Origin of the sequence: Acinetobacter sp. YH12045, assembly GCF_013419925.1 — a bacterium.
Classification (GTDB): Bacteria; Pseudomonadota; Gammaproteobacteria; order Pseudomonadales; family Moraxellaceae; genus Acinetobacter; species Acinetobacter amyesii.
In genome coordinates, this window is sequence record NZ_VOZE01000021.1 from 1 (window position 1) to 18599 (window position 18599).

An 18599-nucleotide genomic window follows, 5' to 3' on the forward strand; every position below is an offset into this window, starting at 1 on the left:
AACTTTCAAAATCCTTGCCGAGCGATATCGTAATCGAGGAAAAAGACTGGGCTTAAGATTCAATTTAATTGCGGGAATCTATAATTTAGAGCTGAGCAAAAAATGAATTATGAAAGAAGTCTATTAATTAAACTTAATGAGCCATATAATAATTTTAAAGGTTTCACCCTAATAAAGGTGTTAGATAAATCAGGTCAGCGTTATGCGGTTCAAGATGTTGATGTTGAAATGATTTTTGATAATGTTAACAAGAAAAATTTTAAAGTTAAAAACGGACAGTTGAAATTAACAAATTGGGTTGGTCAAAAAATTAAATTGACTATATTTAAACCCGATGGAAAACCTTTAGATTCAGTAGATTTTATGGTTAGAAGAGTAAAAGAAGAATTTATTGATTTACAATTAGATGTAGATGTTTTAAATGGAAAAACAGCCCAAAATGATCCAATTACGCCACAGCGGATAGAAGATACCTCTGCGGGAGAGATAATTTCATTAAGCTTTTTCAAAGAAGTTTATGGAACAAAAAAATTGTTTTGGCATAAAACAATGAATGGAAGACCAACTCAAAACTCGACTCCAGAACAATTTTTACCCGCTTTAAATAAGGGATTGTTGAAGTATAAAATGACAGATAAGCTTATATTATGTCATTTTCTTGCTCAAATTTATCATGAGTGTGATCATTTTAATACCTTGATTGAATATGCAAGTGGAAAGGATTATGACATTGGAAATTTTCCTCCAGAAGTATGTAATGCTCCTAAGAGTAGATCATGTAGAAGGCGTAAACAAATTTTAGCAGAAGGAAATACGACTCCAGGTGATGGACCCAAATATAAAGGTAAAGGTTTAATTCAATTAACGTGGAAAAGTGCATATCTTAAATATAAAAAATATTCAGGGATCGATGTGGTAAGTGATCCAGACTTATTATGCAATGATCTTTTTCATGCTGTGGAAAGTGCAGTATGGGCATTTAATGAGTTTAAAAATGCGGATAGTTTAGTTCGTAATGGTTATATTGATTTTACAAAAACATACTCAGATTCATATCATTTAGGTGTAGTAGAGCAGGTAAGCAAAAGGATTAATGGTGGTACAAATGGCCTTGCTGAAAGAAAAAGCTTATTTTTGAAAATATTAAGAGAGGTTGAAAAGCGAAATGGGTTCAAATAATTTTTTTATTTTTCTATTTATATTGGTTTATTCCACATTTGCATGTGCCGATAATAAGCTGGTTAAAGAAAATAATAATATTTTTTTTAAACAGGGCAATGCTAAAATTTTTCTATTTACTGATGAGAATTACTGTTTTGATAAAGATGCTTTTTCAATTGAAAATTTAACTAATGATAATAAAAGATATTTATTTGTAAATCACACTGATGATTGTAACTCTGGGGGTAAATATGAAATATTCGATATATCAGAAAATAAAGCAAAAAAATTCTATCTAAGCCCTCTATATGATCCAGAATTTGATATTAATGAATATAAAATTATTGAAAGGTTTAATGATGGAGCTGTTGGGTATACTCGAATATATGTTTTGAAAAATGGTAAATATCTCCTGTCAGAAGAATTGAAAACACTAGATAGTGATCTTAATTTAAGTAAGGTTTATTCAGGTGGGTTGTTTAAAATGTATTTAAAAAACAATTCAAATCAAGTAGTGAAAAATTTAGAAATAAGCGCAAATAAAGCATATTTTTTTAATAATGAATTAAAGAAAACAAAATCATATATTATTCGTGGTGATAAAGTAAAAATAGATGGCTTGATTGAGAATAATAACCTGATTTATATTAATGTTGAATTTAAGGGGTTGGGTAAAATAACAAAAGGCTATATAAAATTATCAGATGTTTTGTAATAATCTTTAACAATTTATTTGGGCTTCATTTATTCAATATAGAAATATTGTTAAGGACTTGGAAAATCCAACATTGTTAAATAAAGCCGACTCTCGTCGGCTTTATTTATTTAACCTTCTAAAACTTCTTCTAATAACTCTTCACTTGGTGCAAAGTAATACGCTCCGTCCATTGGCGTAACAAAGTGAAGTAAGCGGTCGTGAATACCGTCACCGCTAGTACCGAACATGCGAACCAGCATGCTGTCGATAATGCTGAGGTCATTGGTATAAGCAATAAAGAACAAACCTTGGTCGCCACGACCATCACCATAAGGCAACGAATGACGCAAAATTGCGAGTTCTTCACCCTCACCATCTTCAACAACGGTACGTGATACATGTGAGTTTTCAGGTTGTTCGTCTTCATCCAACTCAATTGACTCAAGTTTGGTGCGCCCAATGACATGTTCCTGAGCATCTACCTTTAACTTTTTCCATTTATCTAAGTTGTGTGCATATCGCTGCGCAAACACAAAAGAACCATCTGCAAAAATGCCTGCTTCTTCAGAAAGTAAAGCTGTTTCAGCGCGGTCATCTGGAAATTGAGGGTTTTCAGTACCATCAATAAAGCCAGTTAAGTCACGGCCATCGAAATTACGGAAGCAAACACGCTCATCTAAAACCTCAACTTTATCTTGAATGCCATCAAAGAAAGCTTGGCTTAAAGCAAAGCAAATATCTGTACGCTGTGCCGCAATGTGAATCAGCACATCCGCTGGGGCCACAGGCATGTTAAATGAACCTTGAATTGGATCAAGTTGTTTAAAGCCTGCCGGAGCTTGACTGTAAAGTTGCGTCCAAAGTTCTGGTCCAAAAGCCACAGCCGTTTTAATCTGTGCATTAGGATGTTGGGTAATCAGACGATCACGAGTGTTAAATAAGTCTTCAAGTTGTTCTTTTAATTCGCTAATCGTTAAATCTTTTAAACGTAAAACAATAAAACGAGCATGATCTGAGGGTAATGGCAAAATTACAGATTGAGCAGACATTCATGGCTCCTAAAAATTATAATTTCTGAGTGGCTGTGTATATTGTGCCTTAAGCAGCGCTGAGAGTGTAGCCTTCATTTGGCCTTTTAGCGTGCATTATTGTCATGAAAATAGAGTAAATGTCATATAATACAGACCCATTTCAAACTTGAGCTAATGATGTCCTATCAAATCTGGATTGCATACATGTTGGCATGTTGGGTAATTAGTGTTTCCCCAGGTGCAGGTGCAATTGCGTCTATGTCGAGTGGTTTGAATTATGGGTTTAAGCATGGGTATTGGAATGCAATCGGCCTGCAATTGGCACTTTTGGTTCAGATCGCCATTGTTGCAGCTGGGGCAGGGGTCTTATTTGCGACGACACCATGGGCTTTTCTGATCGTGAAATGGTTTGGAGTGGTCTATTTATTGTATTTGGCTTATTTACAGTGGACAGCGCCAATTGAGTCAATTGAAATCCAACAAAATTTACCAAATAAATCACGTTCAAAATTAATTTTACATGGCTTTTTGGTCAATATGAGCAATCCTAAAGCGATTGTATTTTTGTTGGCAGTTTTGCCGCAGTTTTTAGATTTATCCAAACCCCAATGGATTCAATATGTCATCATGGCTGCAACAATGATTAGCATTGATCTGATTGTCATGGCGGGGTATACCGGTCTCGCTGCAAAAGTGCTGCGGTTATTAAAATCACCTAAACAACAAAAATATTTGAATCGAACCTTTGCGGTATTATTTGCTTGTGCTGCGAGTTTATTGAGTTTGGTGCATCAATAAATCCAGTTAGATGATTCTGAACATTGTATTTGACGTGCAAAAAAAGCCATGCAACTGCATGGCTTTTTTTTTTGATATGTCGCGAATTGAACAATGAACGTTGCTACTTAAGCCACTTTCTTAAATTTTTGCATAATAAAAATCAGGGCAAAGAGCAGCGCCATGGTTAATACAATAGTCAGTCCTGTAGAGGTGTTTAAACCAGCACTTGACCATAACCCCACGGTCACACCGACTTGGGCAATGATGAAAGACCACAGCACCATTTGTTTCGGGGAATTTGCCAATAAACGAGCGGTTAATGCAGGAATCACTAACAATGCACCCATCAGCAATGAGCCGACAGCACGTAAAGCCAATACGGTAAATAATGCCAGTAATAACATAAAAATCAGACGTTGCCATTTGGCACTGACACCTTCACTGACAGCAATATCGGGGTCAATGGCAATCTGAATCTGCGATTGCCAACTTTTATACAGCACGGTCAGTGCCACAATGATCACCATTGCAAAGACAGGCAAATCTGACCAAGAAATGGTGAGTAAATCACCAAATAAATAGCTGAGTAATTCAGGTCTTAAGCTTGGCAAATGTTGTATGAAGAGTAAGCCAGAGCACAGGAGTGTTGCTGAACATAGCGCGAGCAAGGCGTCATTGGGCAAGCGTGGATCGTGTAACACCCATAAGATTGCAACCAATAAGAGCGCAATCAATGTAACGCCTGTCCAAAGCGGTAGACTCATCGCACCGGCAATGGCGACACCGAGTAAAGTGCCATGTGCCATGGTGTCCGCAAAAAATGACATGCGACGCCATAACATTAAACAGCCAAGCGGCGCAGTCAGGAACACCAGCAAAGTGCCCATGATCCATGCTGGCAAAAGGAGTTGTAGCCATTCCATCATGGATTATGCTTCCGGTTCAGGGTGAATATGAGGACGAGAGTCATGCTGGCAAGGCGTTGCACTATCGCCATGTGCACAGTGATCATGATGGTGTTGATAGAACACACGATTTGTTCCAAAGATCGCTTGATATTCAGGATGTTGCTGGACATTTTCAGGCAAGCCACTACAACAAATATGCTTGTTGAGGCAAACCACACGATGTGTTCCTTGCATGACCCACTGTAAGTCATGAGAAACCATCAAAACTGCACAGCCATATTTTTCAGGCAAGCTACGCACGTAGTCATACAGTTCCGCTTCAGACTGGATATCCAGACCTTGCATAGGTTCATCCAGAACCAATACATTCGGTTGACGCAATAATGCCCGTGCAATCAATACACGTTGACGTTCGCCGCCCGATAGTTGCTGAACTTTAGATTGTTGTAACTTGGCAATACCTGTATCACGAATAATTTCTTGCTTGATATTGGCATCACATTTTTCTAGGGCCAATAAATCACACACACGTAGCGGTAAGCTGTGTGATGGATTAAATTTTTGTGGTACATATGAGAATTTTAATTTTTGTGTGCTGATCACTTTGCCAGATACAGGTTTTACAATACCCAACAACACTTTGATGAGCGTGGATTTGCCTGCACCATTAGGACCAATCAATGTGACAATTTCTTTTTCGTGTAAAGCGAAATCTACATTTTTTAAAATGTCACGTTCATCGATTCGGACATGAACATGCTCTAAAGCCACAATGGGCTTCATATTTAGTGTTTGCTGCGGCACTGCTGACAGATCCCTGAAATTTCAATAATACTGTGATGTGCAGTAAAGCCATCGGATGCAGACAATTCATCGAGTTGCGCCATCAAGCCTTGAGCAGATGCTTCTTTGACTAATTTACAATCGGTGCAAATCAGAAATGCAGCTTGATGTCCTTCGCGCGGATGGCAACACGGGATGTACGCATTAATCGAAGTCAGACGGTGAATCAAACCTTTTTCAAGCAGAAAATCCAGCGTACGGTACACCGTCGGCGGCGCTGCAGGTCGGTCAGACTCACTTTTAATTTTAGCCAAAAGGTCATAAGCGCCCATTGGTCCCGTTGCATTTAAGATCAGTTCCAATACTTCTTTACGCAAGGGCGTAAGTCGAGCACCCGTCGCACTACAGAGACTCTCAGCTTCAGCAAGGCGCTGTTCGACATTATGATGATCGTGTACACCATGCAAAGCATTATGATGTTCGTGTGAACATGCGCTCATAGCCAACCTCGAGTACGAAACTGTATAAAGAAAAAGACTTTAAATCTTAACATGAAGCGTAAGGACTTACGAACAGACGTAGGTTTTTTTACGATTTTGTTATATTATAACACTATTCATTTTATGGTGCTCTCTCCCCATGTCCCGTGTATTTCTTTTTTGTAGTTTGGCTTTATTCAGTGTAATGAGCTGGGCGCAAGGTCTCGTTGTTTCTACACAACCGATTTATCTAATCGCGAAGGATGTACTTAAGGGCGTAGAGCAGCCCAAACTACTGCTTGACCATCAATCTGGACATGATGTGAGCTTGACGCCTGCACACCGTAAAACCGTGCAAGATGCCAATCTCGTTTTATGGCTAGGCCAAGCGCATGAAGCGCCATTGGCAAAAATGTTGGGTGAAAGTGGTAAAAGTATCGCTATTTTAGACTCAGGCATTATCAGTGCATTGCCTTTGCGGGATGTTCGTGGCAATGCATTAAAAGGCACAATTGATACGCATGTCTGGCTTGAACCAAACAATGCGGTTCGAATCGGCTTTTTTATAGCCGCGTTACGTTCACAACAGTTTCCAGAACATCGTGAAAAATATTGGGCCAATGCGCGTGCATTTGCGCAGAAACTCTTGGTTACAGCACAAAAAACTGATGTGTCGAGCCGTGCTCAGCCTTACTGGTCTTACCACGATGCCTATCAATATCTTGAGCGCTCACTGAATTTGAAATTTACCGGTGCGTTGACAGATGATCCACATGTCGCACCGACATTGGCACAAATCAAATACCTGAAAGACCATCGCGCGCAGCCAAAAGTATGCTTACTTGCAGAAGCACATGCCAGTCAAAATCAGTATCAAAAGCTCGGTGGTATCATCTTTCAACCTGTTGACGAAACCATGAGTGGGGCAGGGGATTTTGTAACAGCATGGAAGAAGTTGGCTGATAAAACCCTTAAGTGCACACTAAATGCGCGAAAGTAATGTAAAAAACAAACAACTATTGATTAGTTTGAAAGCAGTTTACCAATTTAAAAAAACACGACTAAGGTCGGGAAAAGATTGCAAGTTAAGGGGTGTAACTCTATAATGCCTGCGATTAAAAATAATCATCAGTTAAACTTGTCAAGCAGAATTGCTGTGAGTGAACAAAAATGAGTCGAACTAGTCGCATGATTGATCGACGATTAGCGAAAGCTTTAGTCATCTTACAAGCAGTAATGATTCCTGTTTCAGCCCTGATTGGTTGGGTCCTTAAAGACACAATCACAGCATATAGTGCAGCTTTGGGTGCGTTGGTATGCTGGCTAGCAAGTAGCTACTTTTCATGGCAGTCGTTTCGTGCGGCTGGTGCCCGCGCCTCTAAACAGGTGCTGTCAAACATGTATCGTGGCTTAATGGGCAAGTTTGCAATCGTGATTGTTGGATTCATTTTGATTTTGATCAATGTCAAACCGTTGTCAGCGGTGGCATTGTTTTGTGGTTTTATGCTCGTACAAAGTATGTCGTGGGTCGCTCCTTTTTGGGCAACACGCTTAAAAAAACGAGTATAAACACAACAAAAAATTGAAAAGTTTTTTGGAGAGTAACGAGATATCAGGCAGCACGCGATATTCGTTTTCTCTATTAGTTTTGACATTGACCAGGTGTGATTTATGGCTGCTGAAGAACATGCCCTTACTTCGACCGAGTACATTCAGCATCACTTGACTAACATGACCTATGGCAAAATGCCAGATGGTACTTGGAAGTTAGCTGAGACTGCTAAAGAAGCTCAAGAGATGGGGTTCACTGCTATTCACTTGGATTCAATGGGTTGGTCTATCGGCCTTGGTATTGTTTTCTGTTTGTTGTTCTGGGTTGTAGCGAAAGCTGCAAACTCTGGTGTTCCGACCAAGTTCCAGTCTGCAATCGAAATGATTATCGAGTTCGTTGACTCAAGTGTCCGTGACACTTTCCATGGCAAATCGCGCTTAATCGCGCCGTTAGCGCTGACCATCTTCGTGTGGATTTTCCTCATGAACTTGATGGACTTGATCCCTGTTGACTGGATTCCTTATACAGCTCAATTGATCGGTGCTAACGTGTTTGGTATGGATCCTCACCACGTTTACTTCAAAATCGTTCCATCTACTGATCCTAACATTACCCTTGGTATGGCATTGTCAGTATTTGCGTTAACTATTTTCTATAGTATCCGTGAGAAAGGTCTTGTCGGATTCGGTGCAGAATTTGCACTTAACCCATTTAACCCAAGTAACCCAGTTTTAAAAGCATTACTTATTCCAGTAAACATTATTCTTGAATTAGTAACTTTTATTGCACGTCCAATCTCATTGGCTCTACGACTGTTCGGTAACATGTATGCGGGTGAGTTGATCTTCATCTTGATCGCATTACTACCGTTCTGGATCCAGTGGGCGTTGTCTGTGCCTTGGGCGATCTTCCATATTCTTGTTATTACGTTACAAGCATTCATTTTCATGATGTTGACTATCGTATATATGAGTATGGCTAGCGAAAAGCATTAATGGTATTGCTCAACTGTCAAAGGGTGGTTGGGCACACAATTTTTTAACTTAATTTGGTATAAACCTAACCTCTGAGGAATTATCATGGAACTCACTTTAGGTCTAGTTGCAATTGCATCTGCTATCTTGATCGCTTTTGGTGCTTTAGGTACTGCGATTGGTTTTGGTCTTCTAGGCGGCCGTTTCTTAGAAGCTGTTGCTCGTCAACCAGAATTGGCTCCACAACTTCAAACTCGTATGTTCTTAATCGCGGGTCTTCTTGATGCTGTGCCTATGATCGGTGTTGGTATTGGCTTGTTCTTCATCTTCGCTAATCCATTTGTAGGTTAATCAGCTTAATTCCTAAATTAAACTATTGAGGAATAGCAATGAATATCAACCTCACATTGATTGGCCAAGCGATTGCTTTTGCGATTTTTGTCGCATTCTGCATGAAATTTGTTTGGCCACCACTAATCAATGCGATTAGTGAGCGTCAGCGTAAAATCGCTGATGGCTTAAACGCTGCTGAAAAAGCGAAAGCTGACCTTGCGGATGCGCAAGCACAAGTGAAAGCTGAATTAGATGCGGCTAAAGCACAAGCGGCTCAATTGATCGAACAAGCGAACCGTCGTGGTGCGCAATTGGTAGAAGAAGCGCGTACTCAAGCTGCGGCTGAAGGTGAGCGTATTCGTCAACAAGCTAAAGAAGCTGTTGATACTGAAATCAATGCTGCTCGCGAAGAATTACGTCAACAAGTTGCTGCTCTTGCAGTTACTGGTGCAGAAAAAATTCTGAACCAGCAAGTTGACGCAGAAGCTCACAATGCCATGCTGACTCAGCTGGCTGCTAAACTTTAAGAGAGGCGGATTATGGCTGAACTCTTGACGTTGGCACGCCCATACGCTAAAGCAGCATTTGCTTACGCTTCTGAGCAAAATGCAACTGACGCTTGGTCAAATGCATTAAACTTGCTCAGTGCTGCGGTGCAAGACGAAGCATTTTCAGCTTATCTAAATCGCCCTGAGCTTACTCCTGCTGAGCAGGTAAGTGTTTTCGCAAAAGTTTTAGGTGAAGACCAGACTGCAGCAGTGTCAAACTTTTTGACATTGCTTGCTGATAATGACCGTCTGGCACTTCTTCCTGAAATTTCAGAAGAATACGAACAGCTCAAATCACAGAATAACAATACTGTGGATGTAGTGATTGAATCTGCATTCCCATTGACTTCTGTACAAGAACAATTACTTGCGCATGCATTAGAGAAAAAATTCGAAGCTGCCGTAAATGTTTCAGTAGAAGTTAACCCAGCGTTAATCGCGGGTGTAGTTATTCGTGCAGGCGACCAAGTGATAGATGATTCTGCGCTTAACAAGCTTGAAAAAATGCGGACTCGTCTTCTTGCTTAACAGCTTGAAGACTGAACTTTAAAAAGATTGAGGTATAGCGCAATGCAACAACTGAATCCATCCGAGATCAGTGCGCTCATTAAACAGCGTATCGGCGATCTGGACACCAGCGCGACCGCTAAGAACGAAGGGACCATTGTTATGGTTTCCGACGGTATTGTGCGCATTCACGGCCTTGCTGATGCAATGTACGGTGAAATGATCGAATTCGACGGCGGCTTATTTGGTATGGCACTGAACCTAGAACAGGATTCAGTGGGTGCCGTTGTCTTAGGTAACTACTTAAGCCTTCAAGAAGGTCAAAAAGCTCGTTGCACAGGTCGTGTATTAGAAGTTCCGGTTGGTCCAGAACTTTTAGGCCGTGTAGTAGATGCTTTGGGTAACCCGATTGATGGTAAAGGCCCTATTGACGCAAAACTTACTGATGCTGTTGAAAAAGTAGCACCAGGCGTAATTTGGCGTCAATCAGTGGATCAACCTGTACAAACTGGTTATAAATCAGTAGATACAATGATCCCTGTTGGTCGTGGTCAACGTGAGTTGATCATCGGTGACCGTCAAACTGGTAAAACAGCTATGGCGATCGATGCGATCATCGCTCAGAAAAACTCTGGCATTAAATGTATCTACGTAGCAATTGGTCAAAAACAATCGACTATCGCTAACGTTGTGCGCAAGCTAGAAGAAACTGGCGCTATGGCGTACACAACTGTTGTAGCAGCTGCTGCAGCTGATCCTGCAGCGATGCAGTATCTTGCTCCGTATGCTGGTTGTACAATGGGTGAGTACTTCCGTGACCGCGGTGAAGACGCGCTTATCATTTATGATGACTTGTCTAAACAAGCTGTTGCTTACCGTCAAATTTCATTGCTTCTACGTCGTCCACCAGGTCGTGAAGCATATCCTGGTGACGTATTCTATCTACACTCACGTTTACTTGAACGTGCTTCACGTGTATCTGCTGACTACGTTGAGAAATTCACTAACGGTGAAGTTAAAGGCCAAACTGGTTCATTAACTGCATTACCGATTATTGAAACTCAAGCCGGTGACGTATCTGCATTCGTACCTACAAACGTAATTTCGATTACTGACGGTCAGATCTTCTTAGAAACATCATTATTCAATGCAGGTATTCGTCCTGCTGTGAACGCGGGTATCTCTGTATCACGTGTTGGTGGTTCTGCTCAGACTAAGATCATCAAAAAATTGTCAGGTGGTATCCGTACCGCTCTTGCGCAATACCGTGAATTAGCTGCGTTTGCTCAGTTCGCTTCTGACCTTGACGAAGCAACTCGTAAACAGCTTGAACATGGTCAACGTGTAACTGAGCTTATGAAGCAAAAACAATATGCTCCATACTCAATTGCTGACCAAGCTGTTTCAATTTATGCATCTAACGAAGGCTATATGGCTGACGTAGAAGTGAAGAAAATCGTTGCATTTGATGCTGCGTTGATCTCTTACTTCCGTTCAGAACATGCTGCGTTAATGCAAAAAATTGACGAGACTGGTGCTTACGATAAAGAAATCGAAGCAGCAATCAAAGCAGGTATTGAAAGCTTTAAAGCGACTCAAACTTACTAAGATTCAACGATGTTGAATCTGGTTCTGGTTTGGTTCACGGATCAACCTTCGAAAGCTCGAAAGGGCTTTCGAATACTAGGTTAAGCGTATGGCAAATTTAAAAGAAATTCGCGCCAAAGTAGCTAGTATCAAAAGCACGCAGAAAATTACTCGCGCGATGCAGATGGTAGCAGCTTCTAAGATGCGTCGTGCGCAAGAGCGCATGGCTCAAGGCCGTCCGTATGCCGAAAATATGCACCGTGTAATTGCTCATTTGGTACAAGCGAACCCTGAATACAAACACCGTTATATGGTTGAACGTCCTGTAAAGCGCGTTGGCTATATCATTGTTTCTTCAGATCGCGGCCTTGCTGGTGGTTTGAACATTAACTTGTTCAAAAAAGTGGTCAAACACGTACAACAGCAACAAGAGCAGTCAATTGAAGTTCAATTTGCTTTAATTGGTCAAAAAGCGGTTTCGTTTTTTAAAAACTACGGCGGTAAAGTTCTTGGTGCAACTACAAACGTAGGTGATGCTCCGAGTCTTGAACAGTTAACTGGTTCTGTACAGGTGATGTTAGACGCGTTTGATAAAGGTGAGTTAGATCGTATTTATCTAGTGTCAAACGGCTTTGTCAACGCCATGACTCAAAACCAAAAAATCGAACAGCTTGTTCCTTTAGCAGCTGCTGAGGAAAGCGAAGGCCTAAATCGTCAATACGGTTGGGACTATATCTATGAACCAGAAGCTGAAGAGCTTCTAAATGGTTTATTGGTTCGTTACATTGAGTCTATGGTTTATCAAGGTGTGATTGAAAACATCGCATGTGAACAGTCTGCTCGTATGGTTGCAATGAAAGCTGCAACTGATAACGCGGGTGAATTGATCAAGAGCCTACAACTTATTTATAACAAGCTGCGTCAAGCCGCGATTACTCAGGAAATCTCTGAGATCGTTGGTGGTGCCGCTGCCGTTTAACATTATTAGTTTGAATTGAGGAGACAGCAATGAGTAGCGGTCGTATCATTCAGATCATCGGCGCGGTTATCGACGTCGAGTTTGAACGTAACAGCGTTCCTAAGATCTATGACGCTCTCCATGTTGATGGTACTGAAACTACATTAGAAGTTCAGCAGCAACTTGGTGATGGCGTAGTTCGTACTATTGCAATGGGTTCTACTGAAGGCCTTAAGCGTGGTCTTACTGTAACTAACACTGGCGCGCCTATCTCTGTACCTGTAGGTACTGCATGTTTAGGTCGTATCATGGACGTTCTTGGTCGCCCTATCGACGAAGCTGGTCCTGTTGGTACTGAAGCTCGTTTACCAATTCACCGTCAAGCGCCTTCTTATGCAGAACAAGCGGCTTCTACTGACCTTTTAGAAACTGGTATTAAAGTCATTGACTTACTTTGCCCGTTCGCTAAAGGTGGTAAAGTTGGTCTGTTCGGTGGTGCCGGTGTTGGTAAAACTGTAAACATGATGGAGTTGATCAACAACATCGCGAAAGCTCACTCAGGTTTATCTGTGTTTGCTGGTGTTGGTGAGCGTACTCGTGAAGGTAATGACTTCTATCACGAGATGAAAGACTCTAACGTACTTGACAAAGTAGCGATGGTTTACGGTCAGATGAACGAGCCACCGGGTAACCGTTTACGCGTAGCGTTGACTGGTTTGACTATGGCTGAGTACTTCCGTGACGAAAAAGACGAAAACGGTAAAGGCCGTGACGTTCTATTGTTCGTTGACAACATCTATCGTTATACACTAGCGGGTACTGAAGTATCAGCACTTCTAGGTCGTATGCCATCTGCAGTAGGTTACCAACCGACTCTTGCAGAAGAGATGGGTGTTCTTCAAGAACGTATTACGTCTACTAAGTCTGGTTCTATTACGTCAATCCAAGCGGTATACGTACCTGCCGATGACTTAACAGATCCATCGCCTGCGACTACCTTCGCTCACTTGGACGCGACTGTTGTATTGAGCCGTGACATCGCATCTTCTGGTATTTACCCAGCGATCGATCCACTTGACTCTACTTCACGTCAGTTAGATCCACTTGTAGTGGGTACTGAGCATTACGAAATCGCTCGTTCAGTTCAAAACGTTCTTCAACGTTACAAAGAATTGAAAGACATTATCGCAATTCTTGGTATGGACGAATTGGCAGAAGAAGACAAACTTACTGTATACCGTGCACGTAAGATCCAACGTTTCTTCTCTCAACCGTTCCACGTAGCTGAAGTGTTTACTGGTGCTCCTGGTAAACTTGTACCGCTTAAAGAAACAATTCGTGGCTTTAAAGGTCTTCTAGCTGGTGAATACGACCACATTCCAGAACAAGCGTTCTACATGGTTGGTGGTATTGACGAAGTTATTGCTAAAGCTGAGAAACTTTAATTAGTTCCCTAATTTAGGAGATTCTCATGGCGACTATGCAATGTGACGTTGTAAGTGTTAAAGAGTCTTTGTACTCTGGCGCTGTAACTATGCTAATTGCTAAAGGTGCTGGTGGTGAGTTAGGTATTATGCCTGGCCATGCGCCACTAGTAACTTTGCTCAAGCCGGGCGCAATCCGCGTTCTGCTTGAAAATGGTACAGAAGAATTAATCTATGTATCAGGTGGTGTACTAGAAGTTCAACCGCACGTTGTTACTGTACTTGCAGATACTGCAGTACGTGCTGACAACCTTGATGAAGCAGCAATTATTGAAGCTCGTAAACAAGCTGAACAATTGTTAGCAAATCAAAAGAGCGACTTGGACTCAGCTGCTGCTTTGGCTGCTCTTGCAGAAACTGCTGCTCAGTTGGAAACCATCCGTAAAATCAAAAATCGCGCTCAATAAGACACGGTTTGAGATTGAAAGAACCACCCGAAAGGGTGGTTTTTTTATGACTGAATAATAAATAAATTTGATTATATTATGATTAATTTTTAATTTTCATATGCTTAAAAATATGTCAATGGAATTAATGATGTCTAATAAAATCTTTTTTACATTTGTATTATCTTTGGGATTTGTTGGGTGTGCATCCGTACCTAAAGCAGATCAAAATGCTCCAGCGCTAGTCAAATAATTTAATTCCCAACAAGAAGTCAATGCAGGAATTTACGTATATCGCTCAGCTTCTGTGAAAGGCCCTGCCTTAAAGAAAGATGTATGGATAGATGGGGAATGGTTAGGTGAAACCTCTCGTGGAGTATTTTTTTATAAAGAAGTAGTAGGTAATCAAAAACATACAATTTCGACTGAATCAGAACTTTCACCTAACCATTTGGATATTGAAACTGAAGTAGGTAAACAATATTTTGTTCAGCAATTTATTAAAATGGGCGCATTTGTAGGTGGGGCAAATTTAAAACTGGTTGATGAGCAAACAGGAAAAAAGGCCATTAGCGAATATGCATTTGCACAAGCGGTAATTGCAGCAAAGCCACCATCGCATTGAAATAAAGGTTCATATGTAGATAAGAAGCTACTCGAAAGGGTAGTTTTTTATCCCTAAATTAGTTGAAATTGATCAATCTAAAGTTGAATATATTTTATTCAATACAATCTTTATGGTGATTAAATTCAATCAGCTAGCATTGCACCATGAACCTTATCGCCTATGAGCCGCATTTTTGGGAACTTTATCAAGACTTTGATCAATATTATTTGAGCATTGCGGTTGATCTCAGTTCTGTCGTGTCATGTTGGGATGTTGAACTCACCCATGAAGAAGTCCAGCAATATGAACACCGTGGGCGCGTGAGTATTCAAGAACTGGCAAAATCGATGGTCGCTGCTGCCTATAAAGGTGATTTTGCTTCATTAGAAAGTCGTTTAGTGAAACCATATGAGCGTCAGGCCATGCAATCGGCTTTTAAAAAATGGCAAGATAGCCAAAAAGCAGGTTAATGCTTGTTATTCATACATGGGTAAAATTGAAAATTCGCCGTGACTGATAATTTTAATTTTAAAAATTTGATCAAAGCCTTCATCCCGTGACGGGACTTGAAGCTTGCGATAGGTCGCATGCACGCCAACTTCTGGAATATGAGCTTTGCCTTCACGTAAACTGTTGCGCTTTAAGGTACTGTCCAAATCGGTTTCAAAATAATAAGCAATGACTTCAAACCCTGCATCTACTGCGCGTTTTATATAGCGAGCACGAGCTTCCCGATCTGGATTTGTATTATCAATCACCATTTTTGTTTTGGATGCCAAACCAGCTTCAAAGATCATATTTTCCCGATGTCGGGTTTTCAACATATCCAAATTAATACGTAAATGGCTATGATATAAATTCAACATGTAAAAGGTGGATTTGCCAGAGGCTTGAACGCCTGTAAAAATAATCAGCTGCATAGCATTTGCAATGAAAGCACGGAATGAATAGTAGAGTATTAAATCAGCAACCCAGTTTTGCTACAATCTCTGCAAAATAAATAAGAACAAGTTGCAAAGGTCCGTATGCACAAATTTTTCAACAGTTTATCGCTGTGTCTTTGTTATAGTTTGCTCGTTGCATGTCAAAGCCAATACGTCACGACACCCAATCTTCCCACTGAAGCTGCACTTGTCGCTGAATCGGTTGATAATGGCATCAGTACGGAGCTTAAAATCCCATATATGACCGCCTTTCGAAATCTGCGACAAGCCTATAATCACTGTGTTGCGTTTACCGCGAACAATCGATACGTCTATACCGATAATCGTTTAGAAGAGCATTTGGAGCAGGGGACATTGATGGCACGAACTGAGCATGGGGCGTATTTGCATAAAATGTTGGTCGAAAGTTTAGATCCGCAGACGACACGTATTACCTTATTTTTACCGAAGCAATATAGCTTTGCCCAAGCACGTTTTAAACAAGATGTTCAGCGCGCACTTGGACAAGATAAAAACTGTAATACTTTTGAATTTGCTCAATCCAACTAATTGAACTTTAAGACGCTTGTGAGTTTTCCTGCTCTGGGTGCTCTACACGTTTACCGCCTTCATAACTGGCAAATCGAGCCTGATCACGTTTGAAGACCGGTGCGGGTGTTGGCCAAGGCCAATCTCCAAAATGGGTTTCACGATAGCGTTTAAAAGCCGCATCGAGTTCTTCCGTGGTATTGAGCACAAATGGACCGCGCATCGCCACGGGTTCATTAATCGGTTCACCTTCTAACCACAGAATCCGTGCTTCTAATCCACCTGCTTTGAGATGGACGTCGGCATCTGATTGGAGTTCAACCAAATGCTTCATCTGAATGGTTTGACCTTCTATTTCTAATGTATTGCCCTGATAAAAATAAGCAAAACGGTTGGAGCTACTTGTTGTTGAGGGAATCACCAATTCTGCACCTGCTTGCATGGTGATTAAATAAATGTTGACCTTATTTTCTGCGGCAGCCGCCCATGAGTGTGGCGGTCGGGAAATGGCATCGGTGGATTTGAACTGCCCTGAAATCACGCGGATATCCGATTTTTTTCCTTCATTATCCGTTTCAAAGACGTGAGGAATCTCTTCACGCCAAAACATTTTATAGTCAGCATCATGGGTTTTCTGTTCAGCTGATGAATTAAACCAAATTTGGAAAAGTTCAAAAGGATTGGCTTTATCTTCATGCAGTAGGGGGAACATTTCACAGCGTTCAACGCCATTGCCTGTAGACAGCCATTGCACATCACCCGCAGCATAGCGTCCGCCATTGCCTAATGAGTCAAAGTGATCGACATAGCCTTGTTCAACCAAGGTAATGGTTTCAAAGCCAGTGTGTGGATGCTCTGGGAAGCCTGGAACCACATCGCCATAGTACATATTGAATTCATCATTCTCTGCGGCTGTTTTTGGCCCCATGTCTGCATTTGCAGCAGGAAAATGATCGATATGATGAGCAGTAAATAAGAAAGGATCTTTTAAATCTAAACGAAAGGTAATGGGTGTAATGTTATAAATCACAGCGTTTGACATAACTGTTCCATCATTGGCTTTATTATTCAGCATTAATCTAAAAGGAAAAACAGTCGTGTTCTATAGCGGAACTGTAAGAAAAAAGCGTTAGCTCAAGGTCTAACGCTTTTTTTGATTTACAACAGGTGGAATGCAATGGAAATACTAAATTTCGCTACTTATTCAGTTTTAGTGGTTGTATTAGATGAGCTTTTAGCTGCTTGGTCTTGGATCAACATACCTGCCAATTTCAGCATTTCCGCTTGAATATTTCCCATTTGATTTTGGATTTTCTGAAAATCAACTTTGCTTAAATCGACTTGTCCATTGAGAAAAGGTGAGGCCAATACTTGCTGATTCGCTGCCTGTAGATTGCTGCGAATATCATTAATCTCAGTGCTTTTTAGATTTAAATCATTCAAAGCTTGATTGAAACCTTTGAGCTGCTGTTGCAGCTGGGTTGCCGCTTTTTGCAATTGGAGATGATCTTGGTTGCTGACTGCGGCTTCTAAATCGACCTGCGTTTGTTTGAGTTGTTCAACATAAGTGCCCGCTTTAAGTTGCATATCCGCAACATCGCGAACGATATAAAACATATTGCCACTTTTTAATTGGCTTTGATCTGTCGCCTGACTTTGTGTCGCGGATTGATTTTCACTTGTTGGTGCAGTTGCAGGATGATCATTTTCTGCAGCGATTTCTTGTTCCTGTTGCGGTGCTGTAGCAGGTTCACAACCAATCAGCACCAAAACACCACTAAAAATGGCAAAAGGGAGAAGGGCATTCTGCACAAGCTTTTTCATTCAATCATCACTATGTGTTAAGTCTATGCTTTGAATATAGGGGCAGAATGTGGATAAAAAATAGATTGTTGCAAAGCAATAACAAAATAATCGCTCGAACAAAAAAGAGGGCATTTGCCCTCTTTTGATGTTTTGATGGGTTTAACCTGCAATGATTTTGATCATGGCGTGGCTGACGGCATTCATTAAAATGTAGTCGCCATTCACTTTAATCCATTGTTGGTTTTTGCCTGATTTAGACATTTTTTTATATTTGTTGTGGTCACCTTTGTAGCGATGACCACGGTATTCAGAAGGTACTTTTTGTCCAGAACGCCAATCATGTGAAGGATTTACAGCTTTTTTCTTGTTCTGACTTTGTTTTTTTACCGGTGTGTTTTTGTTTAGTGTGCTGTTGGGTTTTCGTCTTTTGAGTATTTTGCCGTGCATCTATTGTTAGCGCAGAAACACGTGCTGTCACAAAATACATAAAACGATAGCTTTCATTAATGTATTCATAAGTTCACCTGTTTACTGCTGGATGTGAAT

The 18599-nt window shown here is 40.9% G+C and carries 23 protein-coding genes and 2 pseudogenes; 17 read left to right on the forward strand and 8 right to left on the reverse strand.

Annotated elements, in window-relative coordinates; translation table 11 throughout:
* From FTU02_RS15485 to FTU02_RS15495, 3 genes and pseudogenes are all read left to right on the forward strand, one after another.
* Positions 1-106, forward strand: a pseudogene (locus FTU02_RS15485) (IS5/IS1182 family transposase); the annotation flags it as partial.
* Positions 103-1179 (forward strand): glycoside hydrolase family 19 protein, encoded by a 1077-nt coding sequence (locus tag FTU02_RS15490; protein ID WP_257232796.1) that lies wholly within the window; start codon positions 103-105, stop codon positions 1177-1179. The pseudogene FTU02_RS15485 and the gene FTU02_RS15490, both read left to right, overlap by 4 nt.
* Positions 1166-1876 (forward strand): hypothetical protein, encoded by a 711-nt coding sequence (locus FTU02_RS15495; protein ID WP_168378810.1) that lies wholly within the window; start codon positions 1166-1168, stop codon positions 1874-1876. Before FTU02_RS15490 ends, FTU02_RS15495 begins: the two co-directional genes overlap by 14 nt.
* A 110-nt stretch (positions 1877-1986) precedes the next feature.
* On the opposite strand, the gene FTU02_RS15500 is transcribed toward FTU02_RS15495, so the two are convergent.
* Entirely contained in the window at positions 1987-2907 is a 921-nt protein-coding gene (locus FTU02_RS15500; RefSeq protein ID WP_180157917.1) for a Dyp-type peroxidase, read from the reverse strand.
* 159 nt (positions 2908-3066) lie between these two features.
* Between FTU02_RS15500 and FTU02_RS15505 the strand changes: the two genes are divergently transcribed.
* A complete protein-coding gene (locus FTU02_RS15505; protein ID WP_180157919.1) occupies positions 3067-3687 on the forward strand; it encodes a LysE family transporter in 621 nt (206 codons plus the stop codon).
* Positions 3688-3794: 107 nt separating this feature from the next.
* Here the strand turns inward: FTU02_RS15505 and znuB are convergent, their stop codons facing one another.
* The 3 genes from znuB to FTU02_RS15520 are packed head-to-tail and all read right to left on the reverse strand — an operon-like array spanning position 3795 to position 5860.
* Positions 3795-4595 carry a zinc ABC transporter permease subunit ZnuB gene (gene znuB / locus FTU02_RS15510; RefSeq protein WP_180009577.1) on the reverse strand — a complete coding sequence of 267 codons (801 nt, stop codon included), beginning with the start codon at positions 4593-4595 and terminating at the stop codon, positions 3795-3797.
* Between the two features lie 3 nt (positions 4596-4598).
* On the reverse strand, positions 4599-5360 hold the full coding sequence (znuC, locus tag FTU02_RS15515) for a zinc ABC transporter ATP-binding protein ZnuC (protein WP_078194027.1): 762 nt from the start codon (positions 5358-5360) through the stop codon (positions 4599-4601).
* Between the two features lie 2 nt (positions 5361-5362).
* Positions 5363-5860: a transcriptional repressor gene (locus FTU02_RS15520; protein WP_168378806.1), complete on the reverse strand. Its 498-nt coding sequence runs from the start codon at positions 5858-5860 to the stop codon at positions 5363-5365.
* A gap of 139 nt (positions 5861-5999) precedes the next feature.
* Between FTU02_RS15520 and FTU02_RS15525 the strand changes: the two genes are divergently transcribed.
* The 12 genes and pseudogenes from FTU02_RS15525 (at position 6000) to FTU02_RS15580 (ending at position 15245) form a co-directional block, all read left to right on the forward strand.
* Positions 6000-6839 carry a metal ABC transporter solute-binding protein, Zn/Mn family gene (locus FTU02_RS15525; RefSeq protein WP_180157921.1) on the forward strand — a complete coding sequence of 280 codons (840 nt, stop codon included), beginning with the start codon at positions 6000-6002 and terminating at the stop codon, positions 6837-6839.
* A 170-nt stretch (positions 6840-7009) separates the two neighbouring features.
* Positions 7010-7408 (forward strand): ATP synthase subunit I, encoded by a 399-nt coding sequence (locus tag FTU02_RS15530; RefSeq protein WP_078194025.1) that lies wholly within the window; start codon positions 7010-7012, stop codon positions 7406-7408.
* 102 nt (positions 7409-7510) lie between these two features.
* A complete protein-coding gene (atpB, locus tag FTU02_RS15535; RefSeq protein WP_078194024.1) occupies positions 7511-8386 on the forward strand; it encodes a F0F1 ATP synthase subunit A in 876 nt (291 codons plus the stop codon).
* Between the two features lie 84 nt (positions 8387-8470).
* The gene (atpE, locus tag FTU02_RS15540) at positions 8471-8716 is read left to right on the forward strand and encodes a F0F1 ATP synthase subunit C (RefSeq protein ID WP_000424060.1); all 246 of its coding nucleotides are present in this window, start codon (positions 8471-8473) and stop codon (positions 8714-8716) included.
* A 38-nt stretch (positions 8717-8754) separates the two neighbouring features.
* Positions 8755-9225: a F0F1 ATP synthase subunit B gene (locus FTU02_RS15545; protein WP_078191477.1), complete on the forward strand. Its 471-nt coding sequence runs from the start codon at positions 8755-8757 to the stop codon at positions 9223-9225.
* A gap of 12 nt (positions 9226-9237) precedes the next feature.
* Complete coding sequence (locus FTU02_RS15550; protein ID WP_078191476.1) at positions 9238-9774, forward strand: F0F1 ATP synthase subunit delta; 537 nt, start codon at positions 9238-9240, stop codon at positions 9772-9774.
* A 42-nt stretch (positions 9775-9816) separates the two neighbouring features.
* Positions 9817-11361 (forward strand): F0F1 ATP synthase subunit alpha, encoded by a 1545-nt coding sequence (atpA, locus tag FTU02_RS15555; RefSeq protein ID WP_078194023.1) that lies wholly within the window; start codon positions 9817-9819, stop codon positions 11359-11361.
* Positions 11362-11449: 88 nt separating this feature from the next.
* The gene (gene atpG / locus FTU02_RS15560) at positions 11450-12319 is read left to right on the forward strand and encodes a F0F1 ATP synthase subunit gamma (protein WP_078191474.1); all 870 of its coding nucleotides are present in this window, start codon (positions 11450-11452) and stop codon (positions 12317-12319) included.
* A 29-nt stretch (positions 12320-12348) separates the two neighbouring features.
* Positions 12349-13743, forward strand: coding sequence for a F0F1 ATP synthase subunit beta (atpD, locus tag FTU02_RS15565; protein ID WP_078191473.1), 1395 nt, complete (start codon positions 12349-12351; stop codon positions 13741-13743).
* Positions 13744-13769: 26 nt separating this feature from the next.
* Entirely contained in the window at positions 13770-14189 is a 420-nt protein-coding gene (locus FTU02_RS15570) for a F0F1 ATP synthase subunit epsilon (protein ID WP_078194022.1), read from the forward strand.
* A gap of 130 nt (positions 14190-14319) precedes the next feature.
* A pseudogene (locus tag FTU02_RS15575) lies at positions 14320-14798 on the forward strand (DUF2846 domain-containing protein).
* A gap of 141 nt (positions 14799-14939) precedes the next feature.
* Positions 14940-15245, forward strand: a complete 306-nt coding sequence (locus FTU02_RS15580) for a hypothetical protein (RefSeq protein ID WP_168378803.1) — start codon at positions 14940-14942, stop codon at positions 15243-15245.
* A 6-nt stretch (positions 15246-15251) separates the two neighbouring features.
* Here the strand turns inward: FTU02_RS15580 and FTU02_RS15585 are convergent, their stop codons facing one another.
* Entirely contained in the window at positions 15252-15695 is a 444-nt protein-coding gene (locus tag FTU02_RS15585; RefSeq protein WP_180157923.1) for an ATP-binding protein, read from the reverse strand.
* A gap of 105 nt (positions 15696-15800) precedes the next feature.
* Between FTU02_RS15585 and FTU02_RS15590 the strand changes: the two genes are divergently transcribed.
* Positions 15801-16268, forward strand: coding sequence for a hypothetical protein (locus FTU02_RS15590; RefSeq protein WP_180105979.1), 468 nt, complete (start codon positions 15801-15803; stop codon positions 16266-16268).
* Positions 16269-16275: 7 nt separating this feature from the next.
* Here FTU02_RS15590 and FTU02_RS15595 read toward each other — a convergent pair whose 3' ends face one another.
* The 3 genes from FTU02_RS15595 to FTU02_RS15605 form a co-directional block, all read right to left on the reverse strand.
* The gene (locus FTU02_RS15595) at positions 16276-17289 is read right to left on the reverse strand and encodes a pirin family protein (protein WP_180157925.1); all 1014 of its coding nucleotides are present in this window, start codon (positions 17287-17289) and stop codon (positions 16276-16278) included.
* A 158-nt stretch (positions 17290-17447) separates the two neighbouring features.
* Positions 17448-18071, reverse strand: coding sequence for a hypothetical protein (locus FTU02_RS15600; RefSeq protein WP_180157927.1), 624 nt, complete (start codon positions 18069-18071; stop codon positions 17448-17450).
* 141 nt (positions 18072-18212) lie between these two features.
* Positions 18213-18500, reverse strand: coding sequence for an RcnB family protein (locus tag FTU02_RS15605; protein ID WP_180157929.1), 288 nt, complete (start codon positions 18498-18500; stop codon positions 18213-18215).
* Positions 18501-18599: the final 99 nt, after the last annotated feature.